Here is a 25,411-nt window from a genome sequence, read left to right on the forward strand (position 1 = left end):
CACGCTGGCGACCGCCTCATCACCCAATGCGAATTCCGAGTGACCGGTGGGCCACTGTCGCGGAAAAAAACCTTCGCAGAGGGAAAAGACGGACGAGATTTGCGAGAAGCCGAAACCTGACAATCAGATCTCATCCGAGGAGAAATCGCGTTCCCCCAACAGGGAAACCGCTCGCTGCCGGACGCGACGCAATCGAACGTCGTCCGCCGGCACGAAGCCCGTCATCAAGATGGACGCCTCACGATAGAGCAATTGGGCCTCCAGCCAGTCGATCCACATGACGGGCATTCTGCCGACCGGGGAGGAATAGATCTCGTCGGCCCATTGGTCGAGCGCCGCTTTGGCCGAAGCCAATGCTTGCCGCGACTTTTCGGTTTCCCCGGCGCGATGGTAAGCCATCGCCAAGGCGGGATAAGCGATCGACCGGCCGTGCCATTCAACCTCGTCCAGGGATTCGTTCAAACGTTTGACGGCCAGCTTGAAGTGGTCGGCACGAAGATGAGCCAATCCGGCGACGTAGAGTGCAGCTCCGCGCGGATAGAAGACACAATACCACGGCGGCTTGGCAGATTCGTCCGGCTGGTCGGGATCGTCTTTCTGCGAAACAGCATCCGCCGAGTCAGCATCGTTCTGGCCCGGCTGACTTGCCGTCTGGTCTGGTTCCGCACTCCGGTCGCGGTCCAAGTCACGATCCTTCTTCGGTGTTTCCTTCGCTGCCGTGAGGTGTTCCTCCGAGGGCGGTTTGCTCGCGTCCTTTTCACGATCCTCACGGTCGTCATGTCGATCATGACGGTCGAAACGATGCCGTCTGGCATCCGGAAAACGATCGAAATCCGCGATCATCTCTTCCATCCGCGTGGCGAACGTCTGCACGTCGAATCGTCTTTCGGACGACATGACGCAACTACGAATCACCGCGATCGAAACTCCTTCGGAGCGCTGTTCGGATTGGTTGATCAGATCACGACAGTAGGCGCGAAAGCTTTCCAGGTCTCCGTTGAAAAGGAACAGCTGAGGGATACCCCAGTTCGCCGGGTTGTCCGTGGGGACCCCCAATTCGATGGCCTGGGCATAGTCATCCGCGGCGAGTTTCCATAGTCCCAATCGGACCTGCAGCGAAGCCCGTTCGGACCAGGCGTTGTAGTAATTGGGTTGCCGTCGTGTTGCGGCGGTGAAATCGGCATACGCCGCTCCCCAACGTTCGGCATCCGCATGGGCGCGTCCGCTGGTGACCAGAATGTTGGCCTCTTTCATTCGTTTTGCGAATTGCTCGATTTGCAGTCGAGCCTGATCCGCTTCGCGCTGTAAACGAACCGCCTTTTGCAGTGCTTGATCTTTTTCGTTGCGTTCGGTGACCGCGACGGCCGCCTGCCACAGGCTGATCGCGGTCCCCAAAAACATCGCCGCGACCAACAAAGACGCGGTGACGATCGCCGCCTTGTTCCGCTGGGCAAACTTTTGCAACTGGTACAACCTGGACGGCGGCCGCGCCTCGATCGGCTGTTCCGACAAAAAACGTTTAACGTCCTCGGCCATCGCACTGGCCGATTCGTAGCGACGGCTTCGATCCTTTTCCAGCGCCTTCATCACGATCCAGTCCAAGTCCCCCCGCACCGCGAAGGACAATTCCGCCGGCACACATTGACGTTTGTCCGAATGCGTCGAAGGCGACGCTCCCAGCGTGGTCAGCCGGGTGCTGGGTTTGGGAGGATCCTCTTCCCGAATGATGCGGCGCACCTCATCAATGCTGGCGGTATTGAAGCGTTCTCTTTCAAACGGCGTTCCGCCGGTCAACAATTCATACAACAGAACACCCAAACCGTAGATGTCGCTGCGCGTGTCGACATCCAAGCCGCTCATCTCCGCCTGTTCGGGGCTCATGTACAGCGGCGTTCCGATCATCGCCGCGAATTGCGTGTAAACGGTTCGGTCGGTCAGGCGGTGCCCGATCGCCTTGGCAACACCAAAGTCGATGACTTTGACCACGGGAATCACATCGTGCAGCGTGACCAGAATGTTCGACGGTTTCAGGTCGCGGTGAATCACCCCCTTTTGGTGGGCATGTTGGACGGCGTGACAGACATCCGTGAACAGTTCCAATCGAGCGCGAAGACTCAGCTGTCGCCGTTGACAGAACTCAGTGATCGGCACACCTCGAACGAGCTCCATCACAAAGTAGGGCCGTCCAGATTTGGTCGTCCCCGCATCGAGCACACTGGCGATGTTCGGATGATTCATGACCGCGACGGCCTGACGCTCAGCTTCGAAGCGACCGATGACTTCTCGGCTGTCCATCCCCGGCTTGATGATCTTCAGGGCGACGTGCCGGCGGACGGGGTACTGCTGCTCAGCGACAAATACCAGCCCGAAGCCGCCTTCGCCGATCTGCTCTCGCAGCTTGTAGCGTCCCACCTCGGTACCAACCGATTCGGTGATTCCGACCGGCTGGCCGAGGGTGCCGATTGCGACGGAATTGACTTCGGAGGTCCGCCCAGCCTGATCAGAAGCTGACACCGCGACCGGTCGATCTAGCAGGTTGTCCGGCAATTCGTGCGCGTCCAACAATTGATCGACGGCCTGCCGCAAGGCATCGTCGTTGCCGCATGCCTGCGTCAGGTACTCCCCGCGGGCGTCGGCTGACGACAGCTCCAGGGCCTGCAGAAAGATCGTGCGCTCTGTCATCGTGAATCATTGAGGTACCAAACGGGGGTGACGGGGCCTCCTCGCCGACCGGACACATTCACCCAACCATCTATGCGAAAACAAGGCCCCAGAAGGGCCACGATTCGGAAGAATCAATCGGACTCTTCCATTTCCCGACGCAGCCAGGCCCGCGCGTACGCCCAGTTTCGCTTGGTCGTCCGCGGGGAAACCCCCAACACTTTGGCCGTTTCGTCGATCGTCAGACCGGTGAAATACCTCAATTCGACCAGTCGAGCCAAATTCGGATCGACCAGCGCCAACCGGTTCAAGGCTTCATCCAGCGCCAGCAACGTTTCATGGTCGCTGTTTGCCAGGGCGACGTCGTCGACGTCCAGGTTGCGGCGCACCAAGTCGCCGCCCCGCTTGGCAGTTTTTCGGCGCCGAGCCTGTTCGATCAGAATGCGACGCATTGATTCGGCCGCGGCGGCAAAAAAGTGCCCCCGGTTGTCCCACTGGGCTTCGCGGTTGCCCCCCACCAATCGCAAGTAAGCTTCGTGAACCAACGCCGTCGGCTGCAACGTTTGCTCCGCGGACTCGCGTGTCATTTTGATCGCAGCCAGACTTCTCAGCTCGTCGTAGACAAGAGGCAGGAGCCGACTGGGCGCTTCCGGATCACCGTGCTCAATCGCGTTGAGAATCTGCGTCACGTCCTCTTTCATTCAATCCCGACGCTGTCTGCTTTTTGAACGCGACTGGCCATGGCGGTCCGGGCGGACCCTCGTCTCTGGCTTGAACCCCGCCAAAAGCCATGGGGTCCGGCCGCGGCAAAGAAAATTGCGACTTTCCCGCCGTTTCCGTCGGCCTGCGCCGACGGCAGGGGACTGTCGTCGCGTCGCGACTGGAGCCCAGGCAGTTTCGCCTCACCCCGATTCTCACGACTTCGCACATGCTTGGTGCCGTGGGCAAGTCACCAAGTGATCGTTCACCATCCCCACCGCTTGCATGAAGGCATAGCAAATCGTGGTGCCGACGAATCGGAATCCGCGGCGTTTCAAATCTTTGCTCATCGCATCCGATTCGGCGGTTTTGCTTGGCACATCCTGCATCCGTCGCCATGCGTTTTGCTTTGGACGCCCCTGAACAAACTGCCAGATGTATTCGTCAAACGATCCGACTTCAGATTGGATCTGCAGAAAACTGCTGGCATTGCTAACGGTGGACTCAATCTTCAAGCGATTGCGAACAATGCCGGCATCCGACATCAGCTTTTCAATTTTCTTGCGGTTGAAGCGGGCGACCCGCTCGGGATCAAATCCGTCGAACAGCCTGCGGTAATTCTCCCGCTTCTTCAAAATCGTGATCCAACTGAGCCCGGCCTGAGCCCCCTCCAGAATCAGGAATTCAAATAAGCGGCGGTCATCGTGCACCGGGACGCCCCACTCCTGATCGTGGTAGGCGATGTACTGCGATCCTTGGGCCCACGGGCAACGTCCGGATTCGGTGGTGTCAGTTCCCAATGGATCGGTCCTGATGGAGGCGCCGAAGCACCAAGTGTGAGGTCGACGACGCCCGTTGGTGATTGCGGTGCGTCGTCCACGCTCTGGCGAGCGTGGCTACTTCACCGTCGTTTTCAAGGAGGGCAGCCGTCCAAGCGGGAGAGTTCAGTATTTTGGGCGCCCATTCAGGGCTTGTCCGGTGGCGTGGGCAACGGTTGGGACAAATCGATTCCGCTTTGTTTCGCAGCCGCTTCAAACGCAGCGACCATTTCCTTGCGCAGCGACGCATCGGAAACCAAGTTGCTCGTTTCGTAGGGGTCGTTTTGCAGATCAAACAATTCGGTCCACGATTCATTCCCCGGATAGACGATCAGCTTGTGGCGCGTGGTCCGAAGAGCCAGCGTCGTCGGAGCCCGGAAAGGTGCTTCGTGAAAATACTCGTAGAAGAATTCGGTCCGCCAGTCCTGTGGCGTCCTTCCCTGCAAGATGGGAACCAGGCTTTTGCCCTGGCCTTCGGGAAGGCGTTCCGCGCCGGCTAATTGCAACATCGTTGGCGCGTAGTCCAGATTCAGCACCATCGCATCGTTGGTCACACCCCGGGGCGCATCGTCACCGGGCATGCGAATGATCAAGGGAACCCGCAATGCTTCGTCATACGCGCTGCGTTTGTCGCCCAGTTGGTGCTCTCCCAGGTAGTACCCGTTGTCACTGGTGAAGATCACGACCGTCCGATCCGCGTGGGGCGAACGATCCAAAGCAGCGATCAGGCGTCCGACACAAGTATCCAGTGCGGAGATGTGCCGGGCAAAGTCCAAGTGTCCGGGAGAGACCGTATCGGCCCCGAGACGTCGTGCTCGCTTCTGACGTTCATCCGACGTCAGGTAGATCGCCGGTGTGTGCAGGTTTGGAACGTCCCCACTTTTCTGACCGGCGTACAGCCCCCGCGCCCTTGGCGGCAAGTTCTCGCCTCCGCGGGGGCCGTGGGGACTCTTGAATCCCAGCCACAGCAGGAACGGTCGATCCTCCGTCTGCTCTTCCAGAAACTCGATGGCGTAACCCGTTGTCACATCGTCGACCCAGCCCTCTGTTTCCGTCCGCTGTCCGTCGACCAGCAGCGGGCAATCCTGGTACCGGCCCTGACCGACAAAGCTGGCGACCCGATCAAACCCCGGTCGCTCTTCCTGGCTGTCCATGTGCCATTTCCCGAAGTAGCCGGTCCGATAACCGGCGGCACGGAGTTGCTTCGCGACATTGGGCAATTCCGGATTCAACGGCGTGCGATTCCCGATGATTCCGTTGTGATGCCCGTAGGTACTGGTCAAAACGGCGGCGCGCCCCGGTGAGCAAAGGGAGTGCACGACGAACGACTGGCGAAAACGAATACTCTGGCCGGCCAACGCGTCCAAGTGCGGCGTCTGGATCCAGGGAAACCTGGCCGCATCCCCTTGCTCGCGCTGCACCACGCCCAACGTGTCCCATCGGGCGTCATCACAATAGATGAACACGATGTTCGGCTGCTCTGCCAACAAGCGAACCTGCCACAGGGAACACCAACACAAAAAGCAGCACAGCCAGCGAAGTCGGTTCATCTTTTCATCCAAGGGGAGTGGGGAAATCGATCCGGTGGCGAAGGGTTGCGCCTATGCACGCGAACTGGTCGCCGGCTCATCCGCGACGGGGCGGATTCTAACAGCCGCCGGCGGCGGACGCTGCTGAAACGAACTGGCTGAGCGAAACTACTTGGTCAACCATCGAACCAGCCACATCACGCCGCTGAAAACTAAGCTGATCAGCAGACAAGTCGTGATCGGAATGTAGATCCGCGACGCCCCTCGTTCGATCACGATGTCTCCCGGCAACCGTCCCAGCCACGACAGCGACAGCCCGCGCAGCCACAGCACTCCGATTCCCGCAATCATCAATCCGATCAGAATCAACCCCCAGGCGAATGGATCCCTCACTTCTTTTTCCCGGCCCGCTTGCGAAGTTGCCTGCTGGACGCTTGACCGAGTTGTTGACCGGGCCGCGATTTTCTCTGCTGCATTTTCTTTCGCAGGTGCGCGTACTTGGTCGCCGGCTTTCGTGCCGTCTGGTTTCGAGCTTTGGTCATCGGCCTATTCCTCCCGTATGGGTGCAGCTCACCATTTTACCCCGAGGGATCAGCGGCCGTTAGAATGAACCGCCTGTCTGTCCCCCGACGCTCGCCACCGGAACGCCGTTGTGAGTCTGAACACCGCTTTGAATCCGCCAGTCCATTCCGCGCGTCAGCCAGACGCAGACAAACCGCTTTCACGTCAGGCGTTTCTGCAAGCGGGAACGTTGATGCTGACGGCTTCTTACTGCGCCGAAGAATTGTTCGCAGATCCTCCCGAGCCGGCCGTTCGCATTGGCCTGGTGACCGACCTTCACTACGCGGCCAAGCCTCCCGCCGGGACACGACATTACCGAGAAACTCCTGCCAAACTTGCCGAAGCTGCCAAGCAATTCCGCCGTGACCGCCCGGACTTCCTGGTGGAGCTCGGCGACCTGATCGACGCGGCCGAGTCCGTGGAACTGGAGCAGCAGTACCTGGCAACGATCAATGAACAGTTCTCCGGCCTCTGCGAGCGGCGACACTATGTTCTTGGAAACCACTGCGTTGACACGTTGACAAAGGATGAGTTTCTCCAAGCGGTCGGACAACCAAAGTCATACGACTCTTTCGATTTCGGGGGCATCCATTTTGTCGTCCTGGATTCCTGCTTCCGCAGCGACGGCGAGCCGTACGGTCGGAAGAACTTCAAATGGACCGATGCCAATCTCCCGGCGGCCGAACTGGAATGGCTGGACGCCGATCTGAAGGCGAACGACAAACCGACGGTCGTGTTCGCCCACCAACGCCTGGACGAAGCCGGCCGACATAGCGTGAACAACCGTGCGGAGGTGCGAGCCATCTTGGAATCCGGCGGTCACGTGCTGGCTGTCTTTCAAGGTCACAGCCACCACAACGACCTGAACCAGATCAACAACATCCACTACTGCACGCTGGCGGCGATGGTGGAAGGATCCGGTGCGGAGAGCAACGGTTACTCGGTGTTGGAGATCGATTCACGTGGCACGATCCGTTTGACGGGCTTTCGCAGGCAGGAATCGTACCGTTGGCCAGCGGTCGGCTGAGGTATCCCACGCAACTCGTTCCCGGGCTCCCGCCCGGGAACGCACTGCAACGCTGGCTCCGCCAGCTCTCGGAAGTTGGTCGCCGTCAGAATTGTGGCGCCACCGCGGCAGGCGGAGCCTGCCAGACAGTGGGTTCCAAGGCCGGAGCCTTGGAACCAGGGCGTGAGGTTGAGACGCATCACAACCTCGTTCCCGGTCTCCCGCCCGGGAACGCACTGCAACGCTGGCTCCGCCAGCTCTCGGAAGTAAGACGTCGAGAGAATCATTGCGCCACCGCGGCAGGCGGAGCCTGCCAGGCAGTGGGTTCCAAGGCCGGAGCCTTGGAACCAGGGGATTCATGCGCGGGCCAGACGGATGCCGAGCGGTAACGAGTCTCCGAAGACTGCGGACTCCTCGTCGCGGTCCAGCGCTCCGCCTTCGGTCAATAGCGTGGCGAAGTGCTCATCGGCGCCGCGTGCGCGGACAAACGCGGCGGCTCGCTCGCGCAACGTCTCCGGCAAGTCGCGGTATCGATCTCCGGTCCTGCGCCCCAGTTGAACGATCGTCAGCGGCAACTCGGGCTCGGGTGCATCCATGGCGAGCAGTGTTTCCAGCCAAGCAGTCACATGATCGACCGGGATCGCAGTGTTCAACGGTCCATACGCCGGCTGACGTCCCCCCAACCGCCCCAACGCCCACAGCAAAGCGGGACGCAAGCGGGCGTTCTTCTTGCGTGGAAACTCCTTCAACGCCGTTTCGCCAATCTCAATTTTCTCGCGGACACTCAACCGCTCCAAAGACGCAATCAGACGCCAAAACTCCGTTGCTTCATGAGGTTCGACCCGAGTGTTCTTCTTCCTCAGGATCGCCAACATCGGCGCGGCGAGTTGCTGTTGCTGGCCGGCGGTAAGCCCGCCCGCGATTCTCCGCCACAGGATCATGGATTCCGTCCGCGACTGCGACGCGGGAAACGCGATCCGTCCATAGATCATTCGCCACATTTGCTGGACGCGCCAATCGTCGACCGCCACACCGTAGCCGGGACGCAGACAAAGGCCGGCCAGGTTCAACCAGCGGGCTTCGTGTTGCGGCGATTTGCGGCGGCCGCGTTCGTGGTCGGCCAAGAATTGCCACAGCTCTCGAATCAAAGTCGGCGGCCAATCGTAGCGTCCGGTTTCGGTCAACGATTCCAGGCGTTTGACAATCTGGTTCGGTTGAAGGTCCGGCTGGTCGCCGAATGTGGATGCGATCACTTCGGCGCAGCCTTCCACCGTTTCGCTGTCGACAACACCGGCGGATTCTCCGGCACCCTGGTGCGCGGTGCGATCGGTTTCCAGAGTGCTGCGAATATCAAACTCCAGCTTCCACCGTTTGCCCCTTTCGGCATCGACGCAATACATCCCGACCGTTCCGATCTCGCTGAGCTCTGATTCGATGAACACATTCAACTGCGTTTCATCGCGTCGTCTGCCGCGAACCAGCGCCGTACAAATCGGCGGAAGCGCGGACATCTCCGTCGGCTCCACCGCAACCAGCTGACCGACTTGATCGGCCAATCGCGTGCTGCTGACCCACAACGGAAACTGAACGGGCGCGCCCAATTGAAGCTGCAACGGATGCTCATCGGCGCGGAATCGCTGTCCCGGTTCGGCGCTGCCGGGGATCAAGCAGACCGCAGTGGGCGGATCCTGTTGGACCTGCATGTAGTAGGACCGCCCCAGGTTGGCGGCAATGCGAACGCCCTGCCCGCGTCGCACCATCCCGTAGTAGGCGGCGCCGTGGGCGACCGCCAAATCCAGTCTGGGAGACGACATCACACCGGGTTGCCAGGATTCTCCCGAGCGGCAAAACCATTGTTGAAGACATTCCAGGATCCGATTCCTAATCGCGGCCGACGCCATCACGCCGCCGTTGAACAGCACAAAATCAGGTCGATCGGCCGATTCCTGGTCTTGTTCGTCCAGCCCGCTTCGACGGTGCTCGGTCAGGAATTCCGCCAGATGGCGAGTGATCGCCGGATCGGCCGCATAGGGCAGCCCGAACTCTTGAAACCCGCTCTGGCCGATCGTCGGTTGGTCGGTCAATGCCACGTGCGGGAAGAATCCGTCCAACAGCGTCTGGTCGATCTGTTCGGCGGTCAGCTCGACCTGCACGGATCCCGCTAGCAGCTTTGCGCCTTCCGATGCCAGGTTCACAGTGAACGACGCGGGACGGCGTTCTGCCAGCATCGTTTCCTTGACGCGTCGGGATGCTTGAATCAGGCGTTCCCACTGACCGCCCGAAAGCGTTTCGGCCGGCTGAGTGGACTGGATCGTTGCCTCGGCCAGTTTGGCAACGGCCAGATCCATGTTGTCGCCACCGAGAATCAAATGGCGGCCAACGGCGACCCGATGAAACTGGACCTGGTCACCGGAAGAACCGGCCGGTCGCACACGGATCAACGTCAAATCCGTCGTCCCGCCACCCACGTCGCAGACCAGGATCAACTGCCCGGGCCGAACCAGTTCCGCCCAGTCGCTGCGGTGTCGATCGATCCAAGCGTAAAAGGCTGCTTGGGGTTCTTCAATCAAGTAAACGCGTTTCAACCCGGCCTGCTTGGCGGCCTGGATCGTGAGCTCCCTGGCCACCTCGTCAAACGAGGCCGGCAAGGTGATCACCACATCCTGCTGATCCAGGGGAGCGTCGGGGTGGTCGTGGTTCCAGGCATGCCGCAGATGTTCCAGGTAGCGGGCCGAGGCGGTGACCGGCGACATCCGGGTCACGTCCATGTCCCCATGCCAGGGCAGAAAGTCGGCCGAGCGATCCACGCCGTCATGGGACAGCCAACTCTTGGCCGAACTGATCCGGCGTCCCGGATGCCGCTCGCCGGCATCCCGTGCGAGCACGCCGACGCAATGGTCGGGGATCTTATCGGACTGCCAGGGCAGGCCAGATTTTGCAGCATCACGCTCTGCCGCGGTCAGCTCGTAGTGAAACGAAGGCAGCGTTTCGCGGTTTTCCAACTGACCGAAGTCGACCCACTGCGTGATCGGGAATGTTTCGACCTTCCACGGCGATTGCAACGTATCGACGAAGCTGACGGCGCAGTTGGTGGTTCCCAAATCAATCCCGACGACATACCGGCTTTCCGGTGCATCGTCATCGCCTGGCGTCTGTTGATTCTCCGACAAGGTTCCTGTCCGTTTTGCTGAAGGCCGTTATTGTTCGTCCCGGACGCTGAACTCCATTTTCCACTGGTCGTCCGATCGCGTCGAATGGCACCACAACTCGAACATTCCCAACTCAGTGACCCGGCTGACAAAGCGGACGGGGACAAACGGCTCGTCACCGGCGGATTCGCGCGTCAGCGTCAACTCCATCGGTTCGCTCTCGACCAATTCATCCGACGCCCAACGATCCAATTGCGTGCCGACCACATCCTCACCACGTTTTGACGACGCAAAGAAGCGGAACCTTGCTGGCGAGCCGACCACCAATCCGACTTCCTTGCCGGGGACTTCGGCTTCCGACCCTTCCTCCATTCCCTGCGGCGCGACGCACAACGCTCGCAACGGTCGCGGGGCCCCGGGGATCGCCAGACCGGCGGTCTCGATGCCGATGTAGTAGGATCGCGCCGTGCCGCCACGGATACGAATCCCACCGGTGTGCTTGGACCATCCGTAGTAGGCCGCGCCCAGAGCGACAGCGGAGTCCAGGTCCTCCGGTCCGCCCAACACGGTCGGCGGTGTCTCGCACCAGCCACTGATCACCTGGCCCATCCGGAAGCGCAACGTCTCGCTGCGGAACACGCCGCCATTGAACAGCAGGTGGCTGGGCGCGACGGCGCGAGCCTTCCCACCTTCTTGTTCCGTGGGCGCGACGGTGTCGGCGTGATCGGCAAGAAAGGCGGCGACCTGCTTGGTGATCGCCGGATCCGCTTCGTAGGGCAATCCGATGTCTTGAAAGCCAGAGACGACTTGTCGCTGAGGCCGATCCGAAGCATCACACTCGGGAAAGAATCCGTCGACAATCAGCCGCCTGGCTTCGTCGCCGGTCAGTTGCGTCGAGATGGTGCCGCCGATCAGCGAACTGCCGCGTCCCAGTACCGAAATCGTGTGCTCCTGGTCGCCGCCGGCGGAAAGCAGCTTCTCTTTCGCATCGCGACATGCATGCCAGAGTGAAACGCTTTGCCAGGGATCCAGGTCGTGCCCCTGTTGTTGCAATTGAGTCCCGACGTGGTGTGCCAGGGCCAGGTCCATGTTGTCCCCGCCCAAGAGCAGATGGTTTCCCACAGCCAACCGCTGCAGATGCAGCTCGCCGTCGACTTCTTCGACCGAAACCAATGTCAGGTCGGTCGTCCCGCCACCAACATCGACGACCAACAACACGTCCCCGGCACTCAATTCGCTGCGCCAATCCTGGACCCGCGAAGCCAACCAGCGATACACGGCGGCCTGCGGTTCTTCCAGCAAGACAAAGTGATCGGGCAAACCCGCTTCGATCGCCGCCTGACGCGTCAGTTCCCGTGCGGCCGGATCAAATGATGCCGGCACGGTGAGCACGACTTGCTGTTCAGGCAACGGGGCTTCCGGATGCGCTTGGTGCCAGGCTGCGACCAGGTGCGCCAGAAACCGCCGCGTGCATTCGAAAGCCGAAACCTTGGGGACTTCCGGCGGCGATTGCCAGGGCAACACCGCTTCGGTTCGTCCCGCGCTGCCGTGACAAAGCCAACTCTTTGCAGCCACCACCACGCGTTGAGGATTCTCCGCCGATTGTCGACGCGCGAAATCCCCAGCGATCCCGGCGGCCGGGTCCTGCACCAGTGGCGTCACCAAGGACTCGCACTCAGCACCACGCGGCAAGTAAAGAAACGAAGGCAGGGAAAATCGTGTTTCAATCTGACCCGGCGCGATCAGCTGCGGGATCGGCAGCAATTGCACATCCGGCTCCGCTTGCTTGCCGTCCTCGGGAAGCGGAGCGAAGGCGACGACGGAATTGGTGGTTCCCAGGTCAATGCCGACGCTGAAACGTGAACCCATGATGGATTGAATTGATGTGGAAGGTTGGGTGGATGGAATCAGACGAAGTGGGTTTCCCGAAGCTGCAATGAATGCCGCGTCGCGATCAGCCGATCGATGGGCGGCGGGCCACGGTCCAGCGAACTCGTCGGATGAACTCTTCGGGTAAAACCGTGAACTTCAAGCGAGCCAATGCGTCCAGGCTCTCCGGTGGCCGCTGATCATTTTCGAACAGGCTTCACGCGGACTGGACCTGCGCCGGTGCGATGACATTGACGTCGTCGACGTCACCGGTCCATTTCGGCAATTCCAACTTGTTCGCCTGCCATCCGTGATGGACCAATTTGCCCGACGCCGCGGTGCCCTCGCCGATCCATTGGTAACGGGTCGGTGAGGCATCGGAGGGGACGTCCACCGTTTGGCCCTCCGAGGCATCCAGCAGGGGCGCAAGCCCCAGCAGACGTTTTAGCACCCCGGCACACTGTTGCAGACAGGGCCGCGCGGCGGCACCGACCTGGGCGTCGGAATACTGCTCCAAGTCCTCGTGGATCAGATCGACCAAACGGGATTCGCGCTGCAGCGTCGCCAGCAGGGTGACGGCGGAATCCCGTCCGGGAATGGTCTGGACCACTTGGGTCTCTCGCTGCGAAATCGCTTTGCCCGCGTCGTCGCTCCCCAAACGCTCTCCGGCCAGGATGCGATCGATCTGCGCGGAGGTTTCGTTGTTTCCCAGAGCCGCGAAAAATGCCTTGAACGCGATACCTAAACTCATCTGACCTGCCTGTAATGAACGCCCGTCCGTCAAACCGCTGTCCAGCTTGGCGATCCCGGGGGAACCGTCAAGTGGTTGTCCTCCGACCGCTGAAGCGCCTGCTGACCGCTAAATCCCCGACACCAGGCTTGGGACGGTGCTAAGGTGGTGCCAAACGCCGTTGGGCAGTTTCCTCGCGTCGCGGGTCGGACTAGGGTAGGCCGCAGAAAACCTGCGGCGATCGAGGGTGCCAGAACAAGGGTGCCCGAACACGGGTCTTGGCCCAAGCGTCCGAACCGTCCAGGAGGGCCCGGTTCAACCGCCCGCTTGTAGGCCGGCTTGCAGGGGCCCGCCCGACGCCTTGCCGCCTCACTGGCGGGCGCGAGTCCGGACGGGGCCCGGGACGACTCTCAACGGTGGCCAGAGAATCAACCGCTTGCAATCGTAATCCTTCTGGGAGCAACTTCTGATGCGTTTTGGACGATGGTGCCTGGCCTGGTTGGCCCTCTTGGGCACGGCCGCGGCTCAACCGCCCGGTGAGACCCAGCCGGTGACGGGACTGCGCGAAAATTCGCCGGATCAATATCTCCTGGCCAATGCTCGCGTCGTGACCGAACCCGGACACGTCCTTCCCGCGGCATCGGTGCTGGTCCGTGGGACCGCGATCAGTGCGGTCGGCGCCGACCTGCAGCCCCCGCCGGGCGCCAAAGTGATTGATTGCGATGGCAAAACGATTTACGCCGGATTGATTGATTCCTTCGGCGAAGTCGACGTGCCGGATCCGCCCTCGACACCGGACCGGCATTGGAACGGCTACGTGCAACCGCGTCGTCGCGCCGCCGCAGCGATCGGTTCGGTCAGCGGTTCGGATGCGTATCGACGCCAAGGGGTAACCATGCGTTTGATCGCACCTCGGGGAGCAATCTTCAACGGGGACAGTTGCCTGGTGATGCTGGATGGTGGCAACCAGCCCAGCCTGGTATACGACCAAATCGCGCAACACCTGACCTTGACGGTCCCCCGGGGTGAACGACGCGACGATTACCCCAACTCGCCAATGGGCGCGATCGCATTGCTGCGACAAACGTTGTCAGACGCTCGATGGTACCGAGAAGCCTGGCAAGCCTATCATTCGCGGCCGGAACTGGATCGCCCACAAATGAACTCGGATCTGGACCATCTGGCATCCGTGCTGAATGGGGGACGATTTGTCGTCGACGCGCCCAACGAGCGAATGGCTCAGCGCGGCGAACAATTGGCTCGTGAATTCACCTTGGACATCACCCTGCGCGGCTCCGGTCGCGAGTACCGGGACCTGGCGTCGATCCGCGACGGCGGACGAATGGTGTTGCTGCCGGTCGATTTTCCCGAACCGCCGAATGTTGTTTCGGAAGCCGCGGCCGATGATGTCTCGCTCCGCGACCTGATGCATTGGCACTTTGCCCCCGAAAACCCGGCCCGGCTGGCCGAGGCAGGAGTTCGATTCTGTTTGACCTCCGACGGTCTGGATTCGCCCAAAGACTTTCGCAAGAACCTTTGCACGGCCGTGCAGCGAGGTCTGGCCGCCGACGCGGCGTTGGCCGCGCTGACCACGACGCCGGCCCAGTGGTTGGGGGTCGAGCAGATCGCCGGACGCGTCCGGGTCGGTGCACTGGCCAACCTGGTCATCACGGACGGCGACCTGTTTGATGCCGACACCAAGGTTTTGGAGACCTGGGTCTCCGGCCAACGATTTGAGCACGATGCCGAGGACCGCCCGGCATCCGATCCGTTGGTCGGACGTTGGACGACGTCGATCAAGCATTCGGGAGAATCGGTTCCGGTCGTCCTGGAACTGTCCCAAAACAAATCGAAATGGTCGGGGGACCTGCGGTTGTCAGCGGAAGACACGGGGACCGATGACCAACCGCAAGGCGAAGACGCAGCGAGTGAAACCCAATCGTCTCCCGACCAAGACGACTCCGACGATTCGAAGTCGACGGCGAAATTGAAGGATGTCGTCCGAGCAATCGACCGACTGACCGCCTGGGTCGACTTGCAACCATTGTCAGAGAACCTGCCCGCGGGCCCCAGCCGTTTGACGCTTGTCACGGTGCCCGACGAACAAGAGGTGACCGTCTTCTGCACCGTGACGTTTCCAGACGGCGAACAGGTGAATCTCTCCTGGCGTCGAGTTCCGAAAACCGCCAAGAGCGATGACGCCCCGGGCAGTGGCGACAACGGCGAACCTTCCGAAGAGGACTCCGGCGAAGACAGCACGACCACCGAATCCGAGAAGCCGGACGCGGAGGAGCCAACGGACACCTCTCAAGCAACCGATTCGCAAGACAAAAGTGATTCAACCACGCAGCAAGCTTCCTTGGAATCCGTTGAAGTCACGTTCCCGCTGGGGGGATTCGGACGCGTCGAACCCGCTGCCCAATCTAAGGCCGTGTTGTTTCGCGGGGCCACCGTGTGGACTTGCGGGGACCAAGGAAAGCTGGACCAGGCGGATGTGTTGATCGTCGATGGAAAAATTCAGGCGGTCGAGCCGTCCATCGAACCGCCGTCGGGTTGCCGCATCATCGACGCCTCGGGAAAACATCTGACGCCGGGGCTGATTGATTGCCATTCACACATGGCGACTGACGGCGGGGTCAACGAATCGGGCCAGGCGGTGACGGCCGAGGTTCGCGTCGGCGACTTCGTCGACAATTCCGACATCAACATCTATCGTCAACTGGCCGGCGGGCTGACGATCGCGAACGTCCTGCACGGATCGGCCAACCCGATCGGTGGTCAGAACCAGGTGATCAAGCTTCGCTGGGGCGACTCAATGGAAGCGATAAAAATGGGCTCGGCCCCGCCGGGGATCAAGTTTGCCCTCGGCGAGAATGTCAAACGCAGCAACTCCCGGTCTCGCACCACGCGTTATCCCGCCAGTCGGCCCGGCGTGGAACAGCTGATCCGCGATCGATTCCTGGCGGCAAAGGCGTATCGCGATCGGCAGCAACGTTGGGCCGACGGACAACGCACGGGTTTGCCGCCGCGGGTCGATTATGAGCTGGAAGCGCTCGCCGAGGTCCTGGAAGGCCGACGCTGGATTCACTGTCACAGCTACCGCCAGGATGAGATTGTGGCGCTGTTGGACCTGTTAGACGAGTTTGACGTCACGATCGGCACGCTGCAGCACATCCTGGAAGGTTACAAGGTCGCCGACCGAATGCTCGAACACGGCGCGATGGGATCCTCATTCTCAGACTGGTGGGCCTACAAGTTCGAAGTGTACGACGCGATTCCGCAAAACGGAGCGATCATGCACGATGTCGGCATCGTGGTCTCCTTCAACAGTGACGATGCCGAACTGGCTCGGCACATGAACACCGAAGCGGCCAAGGCGGTCAAATACGGTGACGTCGCGCCACAGGAGGCATTGAAATTCGTCACGTTGAACCCCGCACGTCAATTACGAATCGATGACCGGGTCGGATCGCTCGAACCGGGCAAAGACGGTGACGTCGTGCTCTGGAGCGGACCTCCCCTGTCCACGCTGTCACGTTGCGAACAAACCTGGATCGACGGACGCTTGATGTTCTCGCTGGAACAGGATCGTGAATATCGCCGGCGTGATTCGACTTGGCGGTCGATGCTGATTCGCCGTCTGTTGGACCAGGACGAACCGGGGAAAGCGAGCGGCAAGTCGGAAATGGAAGAAGAGGATCGCTGGTTGCGATACGACGAATTCTGTCACGACCATGATCACGAAGATGATGGCCACGCACATGACGGACAACACCAGGAGGCACAATGATGAAACGACCCCAACTTGCACTGCTCGCTGCGTTGATGGTGATGGGCGTTGGATGTCTCCGCGCTACCGCGCACGACCAGATCCCTGGTGCCCCGCAGTCCGGCCCAATTGCGATCACCGGGGCCACCGTTCATCGCGTGGACGGAAAACCGATCCCGAACGGAACGGTGGTCTTCGAGAATGGCAAACTGACCGCGGTCGGCAAACAGGTGGAACTCCCGCAGGATTGCGAAACGATCGATGCAACCGGCAAGCATCTCTATCCTGGGCTGATCGAATCGATTTCCGACCTGGGTCTGGTGGAGATTCGCAGCGTGCGTGGATCGATCGACACCGACGAAATCGGTCAAGAAAATCCCAATTTGCGGCCCTGGGTCGCGGTCAATCCGGATAGCGAACTGATCCCCGTGGCTCGATCCGGCGGCGTGCTGCTGGCCTGCATCGGATCGGGCAGCGGCAACATTCGAAGCCAAACGGCCGTGATCCAATTGGACGGCTGGAGCTACCGGGACATGCTGCTGCGGCCCGACACGGGGATGTCTGTCTCTTGGCGCGGCTACGACTCGCGGCAGTCCGATCCAAAGGAACGCGCCCAGGAACGTGACCGCCGGCTAAACGAACTGGCGGAGCGATTTGATGCGGCCCGGCGGTACGAAAAAGCCCGAGAAGCGAATCCCGAGGACACGCCAACGGACCTTCGGCTGGAAGCGATGCTGCCGGTCCTTCAAGGCAAATCCCCCATGATCATCCAAGCCGACCGGCGACGCGAAATCGAAGCGGCGGTTTCATTCTGCGTGCAGCGAAAGATCCGTCCGATCATCTATGGCGGCTACGATGCTCCGCAATGCGCGGCTCTGCTCAAGCAGTTTGATGTTCCCGTCATCGTGCACTCTACCTATCGATTACCGTTGCGACGCGACGATCCCTACGATCACCCCTACACGCTGCCGAACCGGTTGCGAGAGGCCGGAATTCGGTTTGCCATTGGCGGCCCCGGATCCGGATCGCCCGGCGGCGGATCGGCCGCACGAAACCTTCCCTACCATGCCGCCACGGCGGTCGCTTACGGGCTGCCCAAGAAAGCGGCCGTCGAAGCCATCACGCTGGCTCCGGCCGAAATCCTTGGCGTGGCCGATCGGGTCGGCTCGCTGACGGTCGGTAAGGATGCCACGCTGATCGTCGTTGACGGAGACGTGTTGCTGACCGAGTCGAAGGTGACCGATGCGTTCATTGGGGGAGCACGTGTCGACTTGGGGAACCGCCACCAAACACTGGCGGACAAATACAGGACGAAATACCAAAGGTTGGGGCTGGAGAAACCAAAACCGTAAGTGGACAAGTCGCCATGTCAGTCGGCTTACGCCGACGGCAGGGAACTTTTCTCGCTTCGCGACTAGAGTCAAGGAAGAGGACGAAGCAATGCGGACGCGACCTCCTTCGGGCTCCGCAGCGCCCGGCCACTTGTTCGTCACTCTCGTGGTTTTCCCATGTCCTTGGAAAGGTACCGCCAGAAACGGAACTTCGATCAAACGCCGGAACCCGATCCGGGCAGTGGCCGCGGGGCAGACCGCTCGCGAAAACCTGATCGCTTTGTGATCCACAAACACGGCGCGTCGACGTTGCACTTTGATCTGCGGCTGGAACACGACGGCGTCCTGAAGTGCTGGGCCATCCCCCGCGGACCCAGCATTGATCCGGCGACGCGACGGTTGGCCGTGCAAACCGAGGACCATCCGGTTAGCTATTTGGATTTTGAAGGGGTTATCCCGGAGGGCAACTATGGCGCCGGTCCGATGATGATCTGGGACGCCGGAACCTGGACCGGACGAGACTCCTTCGATCAAGGTCTGCGTGAAGGAAGCTGTTCCATCGAGTTGCAGGGGCACCGGCTGAAAGGCAGATGGAAATTGATTCGGACCGGCGGCCTCGATAGCGACCAGTGGCTGATGATCCGCAAAAAGGACACCAGCGATCTCAATCACGTCACGGGATCACCCCGCGAGCCAACCATCACCCAACGCACCAGTCTGGTCAGCGGCAAGACGCTCAAGCAATTGACCGCCGACCCAACAACTTCCGCCCCGCCAAGTTCCGCCGCGTCGCAACCACCGGCCCAACGACCTTCGGACCAAATTCCATCTGGTCCCACGTTGGACCAGTTGCCCGACATCCAGCCGATGCTGCCAACGCCGGTTGAACGACCGCCCGAGGGAGACAACTGGCTGCACGAGTTGAAACTGGATGGGTACCGGATGCAGATCCGCTTGGCTGCCGATGGAGTTCAATTGCTGACCCGTAACGGGATCGATTGGACCGATCGGCTGAACGTCATCGCGGACGATCTTGCCGGCTTGAGAATCATCTCTGGAATCCTGGATGGCGAATTGGTCGCCTTGGACTCTCAGGGCCGCGCCGACTTCGGGGCGTTGCAAGCGGCGTTCCGGAATAACCAGACCGGTGCATTGGTCCTGTTCGTGTTCGACCTGCTGTACCTGAACGGCACCAGGCTGACCGAAGAACCGCTGCTAAAACGCAAGCAACAGTTGGAACCGATCGTCCGGTCGGCCGACCTGCCAAGAGTCCAGTACCTCGATCACACCTTTCACTCCGGAGCAGCGTTCTTGCAGCAGTGCGCCGCAAGGGACTTGGAAGGCGTTGTTTCCAAACGGAGTGACAAACCCTACCGCGGAGGTCGAACTCGGTACTGGGTGAAGACCAAGTGTCATTACGAAGATCGATTCGTCATCGGGGGGTTTGCTCGTTCGGCCGATGCCGTTGGAGGACTTGGCGCGATCGCCGTCGGCTATCGATCACCCGACGGCGGACTGGTCGAATGCGGCAAGGTCGGCGGCGGATGGACCGAAGCGACCGGGCAGGCGTTGATCGAACGCTTGGAAAAACAAATCCGATCGGACTGTCCGTTTGATCGTTGTCCGGAAGGCGATCTGACTTGGGTCGTTCCGAATGTCGTTGTCAGCCTTTCGTTTGGCGGGACCACCCGCGACGGGCGTCTGCGTCACGCGAAACTGCTGACGGTTCACAACGCTTTGCCGGTGGAAAGCACCACGCGTCAGACGGTCCGATCCGAATTTGCCCCCCGACATGCATCCCCGGAGCCGACGATGACCGGTCGTCCAAGCCTGTCCAAGCAGATGCGTGCATCCGGACCACAGTCCGATCCAACATCGGGTGGGGCGTCGCTTGCAGAGGCTTTGGCGGGACTGGAGATGAAAATCACCAGCCCGGACCGCGTGCTTTTTCCCGACGCGACCATCACCAAGGCGGAGACGATCGGTTACCTGGTCCAGGTCAGCCGTTGGATCCTGCCGCATCTGCGTGATCGGCCGGTCAGCCTGGTCCGCTGCCCGCAGGGCATCGGCGGCGAATCCTTTTTCCAACGGCATCCGCGACCAGGCACGCCGGCGCCGATTCGTCGTTTGCCGTTGCCCGAAGAAACTCGGTCGTACCTCCACATTGAAGACTTGGCGGGATTGATCGCGGCCGCCCAGATGAACGTGATCGAGTTTCATCCCTGGGGCTCTCGGCGGGACCGAATCGATCGCCCTGATCGATTGGTCTTCGACCTGGATCCGGACTCGACCGTCGTGTGGCCCCAAGTGATTGACGCGGCGTGGATCGTCCGTGAAACACTTGACCGTCGTGGGCTGCGGTCGTTCGTCAAAACCACCGGAGGGCACGGCTTGCATGTCGTGGTGCCGATCGAGCGGCGGTACGACTGGGATCGAGCTGCGGCGTGGTGCCGCTCCGTCGCACGACAGATCGCCGCGGATTCCGACGACCGATTCACCACGCAATCGTCGAAAAAACTGCGGCAGGGGAAAATCTATCTGGACCATTTGAGAAACCGCCGTGGGGCAACCGCCATCGCCCCCTATTCGCTTCGCGCCCGCCGCGGGGCTCCCGTCGCTGTTCCGTTGGCTTGGGATGAACTGTCGCAGACCGAATCATCGGCCGATTGGACGATGCGAACGTTGCCGGACCGTCTGCGAACTTTGGCGGAGGATCCCTGGGAAGAACTGGCTACCGTTCGTCAACGGTTGAAATGACGCCCCGCTGACAGCGGTCGCGCGCGTAACGCCCGTGCTCGGTTTCACCGTCGAACTGCAGATACTGTCGCCACATCAGTCTCGCGCGGGCGAATTGCCCGCGTTCTTCCAGGATGTCGGCGGCGTTGAAGTAAGCGTCGGCATACTCTCGGTCCTGATCGATGGCATTTTCGATGGCCCGCGTCGCTTCGTCCAACCGTCCCAAATCGGCCAGGGAGAGCGCGTAATTGTTCCAAACGTTGGCACGGGTCGAATCGACCGAGAGTGACCGACGATAGCAGGCCACGGCGGTCTCAATTTGCCCGGACGCCCGCAACAGGTTTGCCAGATTGAATAGTGCTGCGGGATCCGACCCGAATCGATCCAGCCAGTTTTGGTAGGCGTCGATCGCCCGTTCCGGATCGGCCGTTTCCAAGGTGGTCGCCAATGCGAACGCCACGTCCGGATCTGTTTGGCGCGGCACCGATTCGTCCCACCGGACCGACTCATCCAGGCACGCGACATCCGATTCGAACGCTTCGAACGAAAACCGCCGTTGTCCGTTTCCTTCGATCAGGGTCCCGTCGGGTCCCCGGGCGACGAGAGCTTGCCCCAAACGCTGAACTTCCAGGCAGGCGCCGTCGCTGTCGGGCAGCAAACGTCGGATCCGACCAAGGTTGATTGCCAACGTTTGCAAGCTGCATCCGTCGGCAAGCATCCGCCACAGATCGCGGATGGATGCGATCTGCTGGAAACTGAACATCGGCACGCCGTGCCGCACTTCCTTCGGCGCGATCAACCCCGCTTCGACCCAGCGGCGAATCCGCAAGCCAGAAACCTGAACCATGTCACTGATCTGCTCGACCGTGTACAGTCGCCGCAGTCCGTGATCAATCTCCGACACCCCGACGCGTTCCAAGAAGGTCGCTTCGTTGATGATCTCCAGGGGGTATCCCTTGCGTTTCCAATTGGCGGCGCGACGCAGGTTGCGCGTCGGCTGGCCGGATCGCTTCAACGGCCAACCGTCGCTGCCGACGACCAACACCGATGTTCTGCGGCTGACGTGGTCGGTGGGTGTGGCCCCCAAGGCAACGATGAGTCGTCGGACGGCTCCGCGGTCCATCGAAGCGAAACGTCCCGTCAGCGCAATGCGTTTTCCGCGGAACGGACTGGATTCACGGGACAGAACGTGATTTCGCTGGGCCACTCGATCAGCCTGACTTCTTTTTGGTCGCCTTCTTGCGTCCGCCACGTGATTTCACATTCGCGGCAGCCTTTCGAGCCGGCTTGGATTTCTTTGCCGCACTGGAGGCGGATCGCTTTTCGGGAACCGGTATCTGCTCCAAGCTGGCTTTCAGCGCATCCATCAGATTGATCACCTGTGGCTCGTCGGCCTGCGGCGCGGACACCAATTCTTCACCCTCAATGCGGGCCTCAATCAATTCACTCAAACGTTCCGTGTAAGCATCCTGGTAATCATTCAGGTCCCAGTCTTCCCGACGCAGTCCCTCCATCAGCTGCTTGGTCAATTTCAGCTCCTGGCCGGACACCTCGCCGTCGACGACTTCGTCTTGAAATGACGATGGCTGCTTGATCTTGCTTTTGTACTCCAACACATTCATCGTCAACAACTGCTCCTGGGGCCGGATGACGACCAGTTGTTCTCGATTGCTCATGATGACTTCGGCGATCGCCAACAGGTTCTCCTCCCGTAAAGCATCCCGGATCAGCCGATAGGGTTTCTGGGCGATTGGACCGTCGGGGACCAGGTAGTATGACTTGCCCGCATAATAGGTCGCATCGATCTCGTCTTGGGACACAAACGCATCAACGTCGATCGCCTTGTCGCCCTTGGGACGCAGTTGCTTCAGATCGTCCGGGTCGATCACGACGTACTGGTCCTTCGCGAATTGGTACCCGGAAACGATCTCGTCATTGGGCACCGGGCCGTGGACGGGACACACCTTCTGGTAGCGGATTCGGTTGTGGCAATCCTCGTGCAGCTGGTTCAAATGGATGTCGCCACCGCCACTGGCCGTTGCCGTGTAGGCTTTGACGGGAACCGAGACGAGACTGACGCGGAGGTAACCTTTCCAGCTGGAGCGGGCAGCCATGATGTTGCACCGGGGCGGAGTGAATGTCGGGACAGACGCACCGGCCGGTCCTCCCATTCCGCGTCGCTGCATCACCGTCTGAAATCAACCGGTCTATGCTAGCAAAAACAATGCCATGCGGATCTGCCGGCAGGAGGAAATCGCACTCTCGTTCCCGGGCTCCCGCCCGGGAACGCATTGCTCCCGCCCAGGAACGCACGGAACGCTGGCTTCGCCAGCTCCTCCGTCAGGGGTTGGCCGGCAGAGCCGGCGAGACAGCCGGTTCCAAGGCGGGAGCCTTGGAACCAGAGGGGGGACTCGCTCACTCCGAGTGGTCTGTGCTTCCAAGCCGCCCCCATGAAAAGAGCGTTGATCCCTGCAGGAAGGATCAACGCTCCGGGATGTGCCGTCGTCGACGACCGAGTCTTGCCGAACGTCACCGTCAGGTTTCGGCGTCCACGATCTTGAAGTCCACTTTGTTCTCTCCGCTGGCAACCTCGACGGTGCTCGGTTCCAGGGCCACCGCTCCGCCGCCCCCGTTGCGTTTGGGACGCACCAAGCCGGGGTCGCCCGGTTTGGCCTTGGCGATCTCGAATCGGATCCGGTGGGTCCCCGTCAACGCGCCGGGGACGTTTGGCAGGTAGTACACCTCGAACCGTCCCTGCTCGTCGGTCAGGGCCAACGAAGGGCGACCTCCGGCTTCGGGGATGAATTCGATGCTCCCGTTCTTTACCGGTTCACCGTCCATCGTCAGGACCCCGGTGACCTGCCCCAGTTCCGGACCGGATGATCCGCAACCGGAAACAGAAACGATCATCATGGTCGCCGCGATGCCGAGTGCAACGTGGCGAAACGCGTTGCCGCGATTGATCCGTGTGGTGCTCATGTTTAGAAGTCCTGTTTAAAAACGTAGCGATCGGCGCGTCCGTTCAGAGCGGTGAAGATCTTGTCAAAGTCGATGCTGTCGGTGATGAACCGAACAGAGCCGTCCCCCATTAAGAATTGAACGCCGCCGAGGTGTTGGGAGCGAAAGCCGTTGTGCAGCGTGTGCTCCATGTTCTGAGTCCAGTTGCCCGAGAATAGGCTGTTGTTGGGATACCGCGGAACGGTCACGTTCGCGGTCATGCCGTAGTAAGCGCCCCACTCGAAGTAGCTGGGGCGTGCCGCCCAAGCCGCTCCGGGGCCGCGTCCTGGACGCGAATCTTCCTGCGTTCCGTCAAAGTGGTACAGGAACGCGCTGTGTTCTCCGACCGCGATCGTGTTCGTCAGACCATCCAAAACGCTGGCGAAACGACGCTTCTGAAACTTGTTGTTCAGAATGGACAGGAAACCGTCATCCTGCAGCCAACCCCACGACCAGGTCGCGGTGCCGGCGTAATAGCGGTCCCAAGAAAACTCATTGGATCCAGGCGGGTTGTAGTATCCGACACTCGCCACGTAGTCGGGAATTTGGATCGGATAGACCTCCGGGGCTCCGATGGCCTGGGTGGCATCACTGGCCGATTGAAAACGTTTCCGCTCCAAGGCGCTGGAAGGACAGTTGTAGGTCGGAACCTCAAGTTTCGACATCACTTCCCAGTTGCGGTTGGGAACGGTCGTCGTGTCACTGAAATCGGTGCCTTCGAACACCATCTGTTCGAAAGCGGGACCCTGTTCCAGCTGCGGCAAGATGACGGTCAGCCAGGATGGCCCGGAAACCCAAGGTTCGCCGGACGTATGCGTGTGATCAAAACCGTGATTGGCCGGCATCTGTTTGAAAGCGTCATGGTAATTGTGAATTGCCAGTCCGATCTGCTTCAAGTTATTGGAGCATTGCATTCGGCGCGCGGCTTCGCGTGCCGATTGCACCGCGGGCAACAGCAATCCGACCATCACGCCGATGATCGCGATCACAACCAGCAACTCGATCAAAGTAAATGCATGTCGCGCCGCCAGATTCATGCGGCGGTGTGGGCTCGAGGGCATGTCGGTTTTCAATCCTGTTCTGTTCGGAGTGTGGATGTCGTGCTTCTCTGGGAAGCAACGTTTCAATCGCCTGGCGTTGTGCAAAAGCAAGCGGTGGGCCCAAATCCCTTCGCGTTCGGGGGAACGTGCTCAGCCCCCCTGTCCGCTACACACCGAAGGTGAAAAGAATCGTCCTAATCGAAAGCAAAGGGAGAGCGAAACTTCATCGCCGGCGACGCGTCTTGAAAGTCTTTTTGAAAACGATGCAAAAAAATTTGCATGTCAAGCAAACTGGCGGCTGGCCGCCGCGTCGCGGCTACCCCAACTCGCCTGTTTTCCTCGACTCGCTGCCGCCCGGTGCCCAACAAACGTGCACACGGCGCGAGGTGTCCCGGCGATGTCATAGCGCGACGGGTCGGACGAGGTCGAGACACTCGTTCCCAGATCTCGGCTGGGAACGCGCTGCAGTGACCCTTCAGGGGTGGCCGGCAGAGCCGGCGAGACAGCCGGTTCCAA

17 protein-coding genes are annotated in these 25,411 nt (G+C 60.7%); 4 read left to right on the plus strand and 13 right to left on the minus strand.

Annotated features, from left to right (window positions below; all coding sequences use genetic code 11):
• Window positions 1-123 precede the first annotated feature (123 nt).
• The 6 genes from FYK55_RS07180 to FYK55_RS28945 form a co-directional block, all read right to left on the minus strand.
• Complete coding sequence (locus FYK55_RS07180) at window positions 124-2,682, minus strand: serine/threonine protein kinase (RefSeq protein ID WP_150075693.1); 2,559 nt, start codon at window positions 2,680-2,682, stop codon at window positions 124-126.
• Between the two features lie 113 nt (window positions 2,683-2,795).
• Window positions 2,796-3,362 carry an ECF-type sigma factor gene (locus tag FYK55_RS07185; protein ID WP_150075694.1) on the minus strand — a complete coding sequence of 189 codons (567 nt, stop codon included), beginning with the start codon at window positions 3,360-3,362 and terminating at the stop codon, window positions 2,796-2,798.
• A gap of 213 nt (window positions 3,363-3,575) precedes the next feature.
• Window positions 3,576-4,160, minus strand: coding sequence for a DNA-3-methyladenine glycosylase I (locus FYK55_RS07190; RefSeq protein WP_150075695.1), 585 nt, complete (start codon window positions 4,158-4,160; stop codon window positions 3,576-3,578).
• Window positions 4,161-4,324: 164 nt separating this feature from the next.
• Window positions 4,325-5,728 carry a sulfatase-like hydrolase/transferase gene (locus FYK55_RS07195; protein ID WP_150075696.1) on the minus strand — a complete coding sequence of 468 codons (1,404 nt, stop codon included), beginning with the start codon at window positions 5,726-5,728 and terminating at the stop codon, window positions 4,325-4,327.
• Between the two features lie 147 nt (window positions 5,729-5,875).
• Complete coding sequence (locus FYK55_RS07200) at window positions 5,876-6,100, minus strand: DUF2905 domain-containing protein (protein ID WP_201743643.1); 225 nt, start codon at window positions 6,098-6,100, stop codon at window positions 5,876-5,878.
• Complete coding sequence (locus tag FYK55_RS28945; RefSeq protein WP_161604359.1) at window positions 6,097-6,249, minus strand: hypothetical protein; 153 nt, start codon at window positions 6,247-6,249, stop codon at window positions 6,097-6,099. Before FYK55_RS28945 ends, FYK55_RS07200 begins: the two co-directional genes overlap by 4 nt.
• 128 nt (window positions 6,250-6,377) lie before the next feature.
• Here FYK55_RS28945 and FYK55_RS07205 point away from each other — a divergent pair, with 128 nt between their 5' ends.
• The gene (locus FYK55_RS07205) at window positions 6,378-7,295 is read left to right on the plus strand and encodes a metallophosphoesterase family protein (RefSeq protein ID WP_390621712.1); all 918 of its coding nucleotides are present in this window, start codon (window positions 6,378-6,380) and stop codon (window positions 7,293-7,295) included.
• Between the two features lie 335 nt (window positions 7,296-7,630).
• Here FYK55_RS07205 and FYK55_RS07210 read toward each other — a convergent pair whose 3' ends face one another.
• The 3 genes from FYK55_RS07210 to FYK55_RS07220 form a co-directional block, all read right to left on the minus strand.
• On the minus strand, window positions 7,631-10,444 hold the full coding sequence (locus FYK55_RS07210) for an Hsp70 family protein (RefSeq protein ID WP_150075697.1): 2,814 nt from the start codon (window positions 10,442-10,444) through the stop codon (window positions 7,631-7,633).
• Between the two features lie 27 nt (window positions 10,445-10,471).
• Window positions 10,472-12,292: an Hsp70 family protein gene (locus FYK55_RS07215; protein ID WP_201743644.1), complete on the minus strand. Its 1,821-nt coding sequence runs from the start codon at window positions 12,290-12,292 to the stop codon at window positions 10,472-10,474.
• Between the two features lie 217 nt (window positions 12,293-12,509).
• Window positions 12,510-13,043, minus strand: coding sequence for a DUF2760 domain-containing protein (locus tag FYK55_RS07220; protein WP_150075699.1), 534 nt, complete (start codon window positions 13,041-13,043; stop codon window positions 12,510-12,512).
• 448 nt (window positions 13,044-13,491) lie between these two features.
• Here FYK55_RS07220 and FYK55_RS07225 point away from each other — a divergent pair, with 448 nt between their 5' ends.
• The 3 genes from FYK55_RS07225 (at window position 13,492) to ligD (ending at window position 20,879) form a co-directional block, all read left to right on the plus strand.
• Window positions 13,492-16,812, plus strand: a complete 3,321-nt coding sequence (locus FYK55_RS07225; protein ID WP_150075700.1) for an amidohydrolase family protein — start codon at window positions 13,492-13,494, stop codon at window positions 16,810-16,812.
• Window positions 16,809-18,143 (plus strand): amidohydrolase family protein, encoded by a 1,335-nt coding sequence (locus tag FYK55_RS07230; RefSeq protein ID WP_150075701.1) that lies wholly within the window; start codon window positions 16,809-16,811, stop codon window positions 18,141-18,143. The genes FYK55_RS07225 and FYK55_RS07230 overlap by 4 nt, the downstream gene beginning before the upstream one ends.
• A 156-nt stretch (window positions 18,144-18,299) precedes the next feature.
• On the plus strand, window positions 18,300-20,879 hold the full coding sequence (gene ligD, locus FYK55_RS07235) for a DNA ligase D (RefSeq protein WP_150075702.1): 2,580 nt from the start codon (window positions 18,300-18,302) through the stop codon (window positions 20,877-20,879).
• Here the strand turns inward: ligD and FYK55_RS07240 are convergent.
• The 4 genes from FYK55_RS07240 to FYK55_RS07255 form a co-directional block, all read right to left on the minus strand.
• Window positions 20,854-22,065, minus strand: a complete 1,212-nt coding sequence (locus FYK55_RS07240; RefSeq protein ID WP_161604360.1) for a tetratricopeptide repeat protein — start codon at window positions 22,063-22,065, stop codon at window positions 20,854-20,856. The two genes, ligD and FYK55_RS07240, sit on opposite strands and share 26 nt — an antisense overlap.
• 4 nt (window positions 22,066-22,069) lie before the next feature.
• Window positions 22,070-22,972, minus strand: coding sequence for a non-homologous end joining protein Ku (ku, locus tag FYK55_RS07245; protein ID WP_161604361.1), 903 nt, complete (start codon window positions 22,970-22,972; stop codon window positions 22,070-22,072).
• A gap of 421 nt (window positions 22,973-23,393) precedes the next feature.
• A complete protein-coding gene (locus FYK55_RS07250) occupies window positions 23,394-23,837 on the minus strand; it encodes a carboxypeptidase regulatory-like domain-containing protein (RefSeq protein ID WP_150075705.1) in 444 nt (147 codons plus the stop codon).
• Window positions 23,838-23,839: 2 nt separating this feature from the next.
• A complete protein-coding gene (locus FYK55_RS07255) occupies window positions 23,840-24,916 on the minus strand; it encodes a DUF1559 domain-containing protein (protein ID WP_150075706.1) in 1,077 nt (358 codons plus the stop codon).
• Window positions 24,917-25,411: the final 495 nt, after the last annotated feature.

It is taken from the genome of Roseiconus nitratireducens, assembly GCF_008629675.1.
GTDB lineage: Bacteria > Planctomycetota > Planctomycetia > Pirellulales > Pirellulaceae > Stieleria > Stieleria nitratireducens.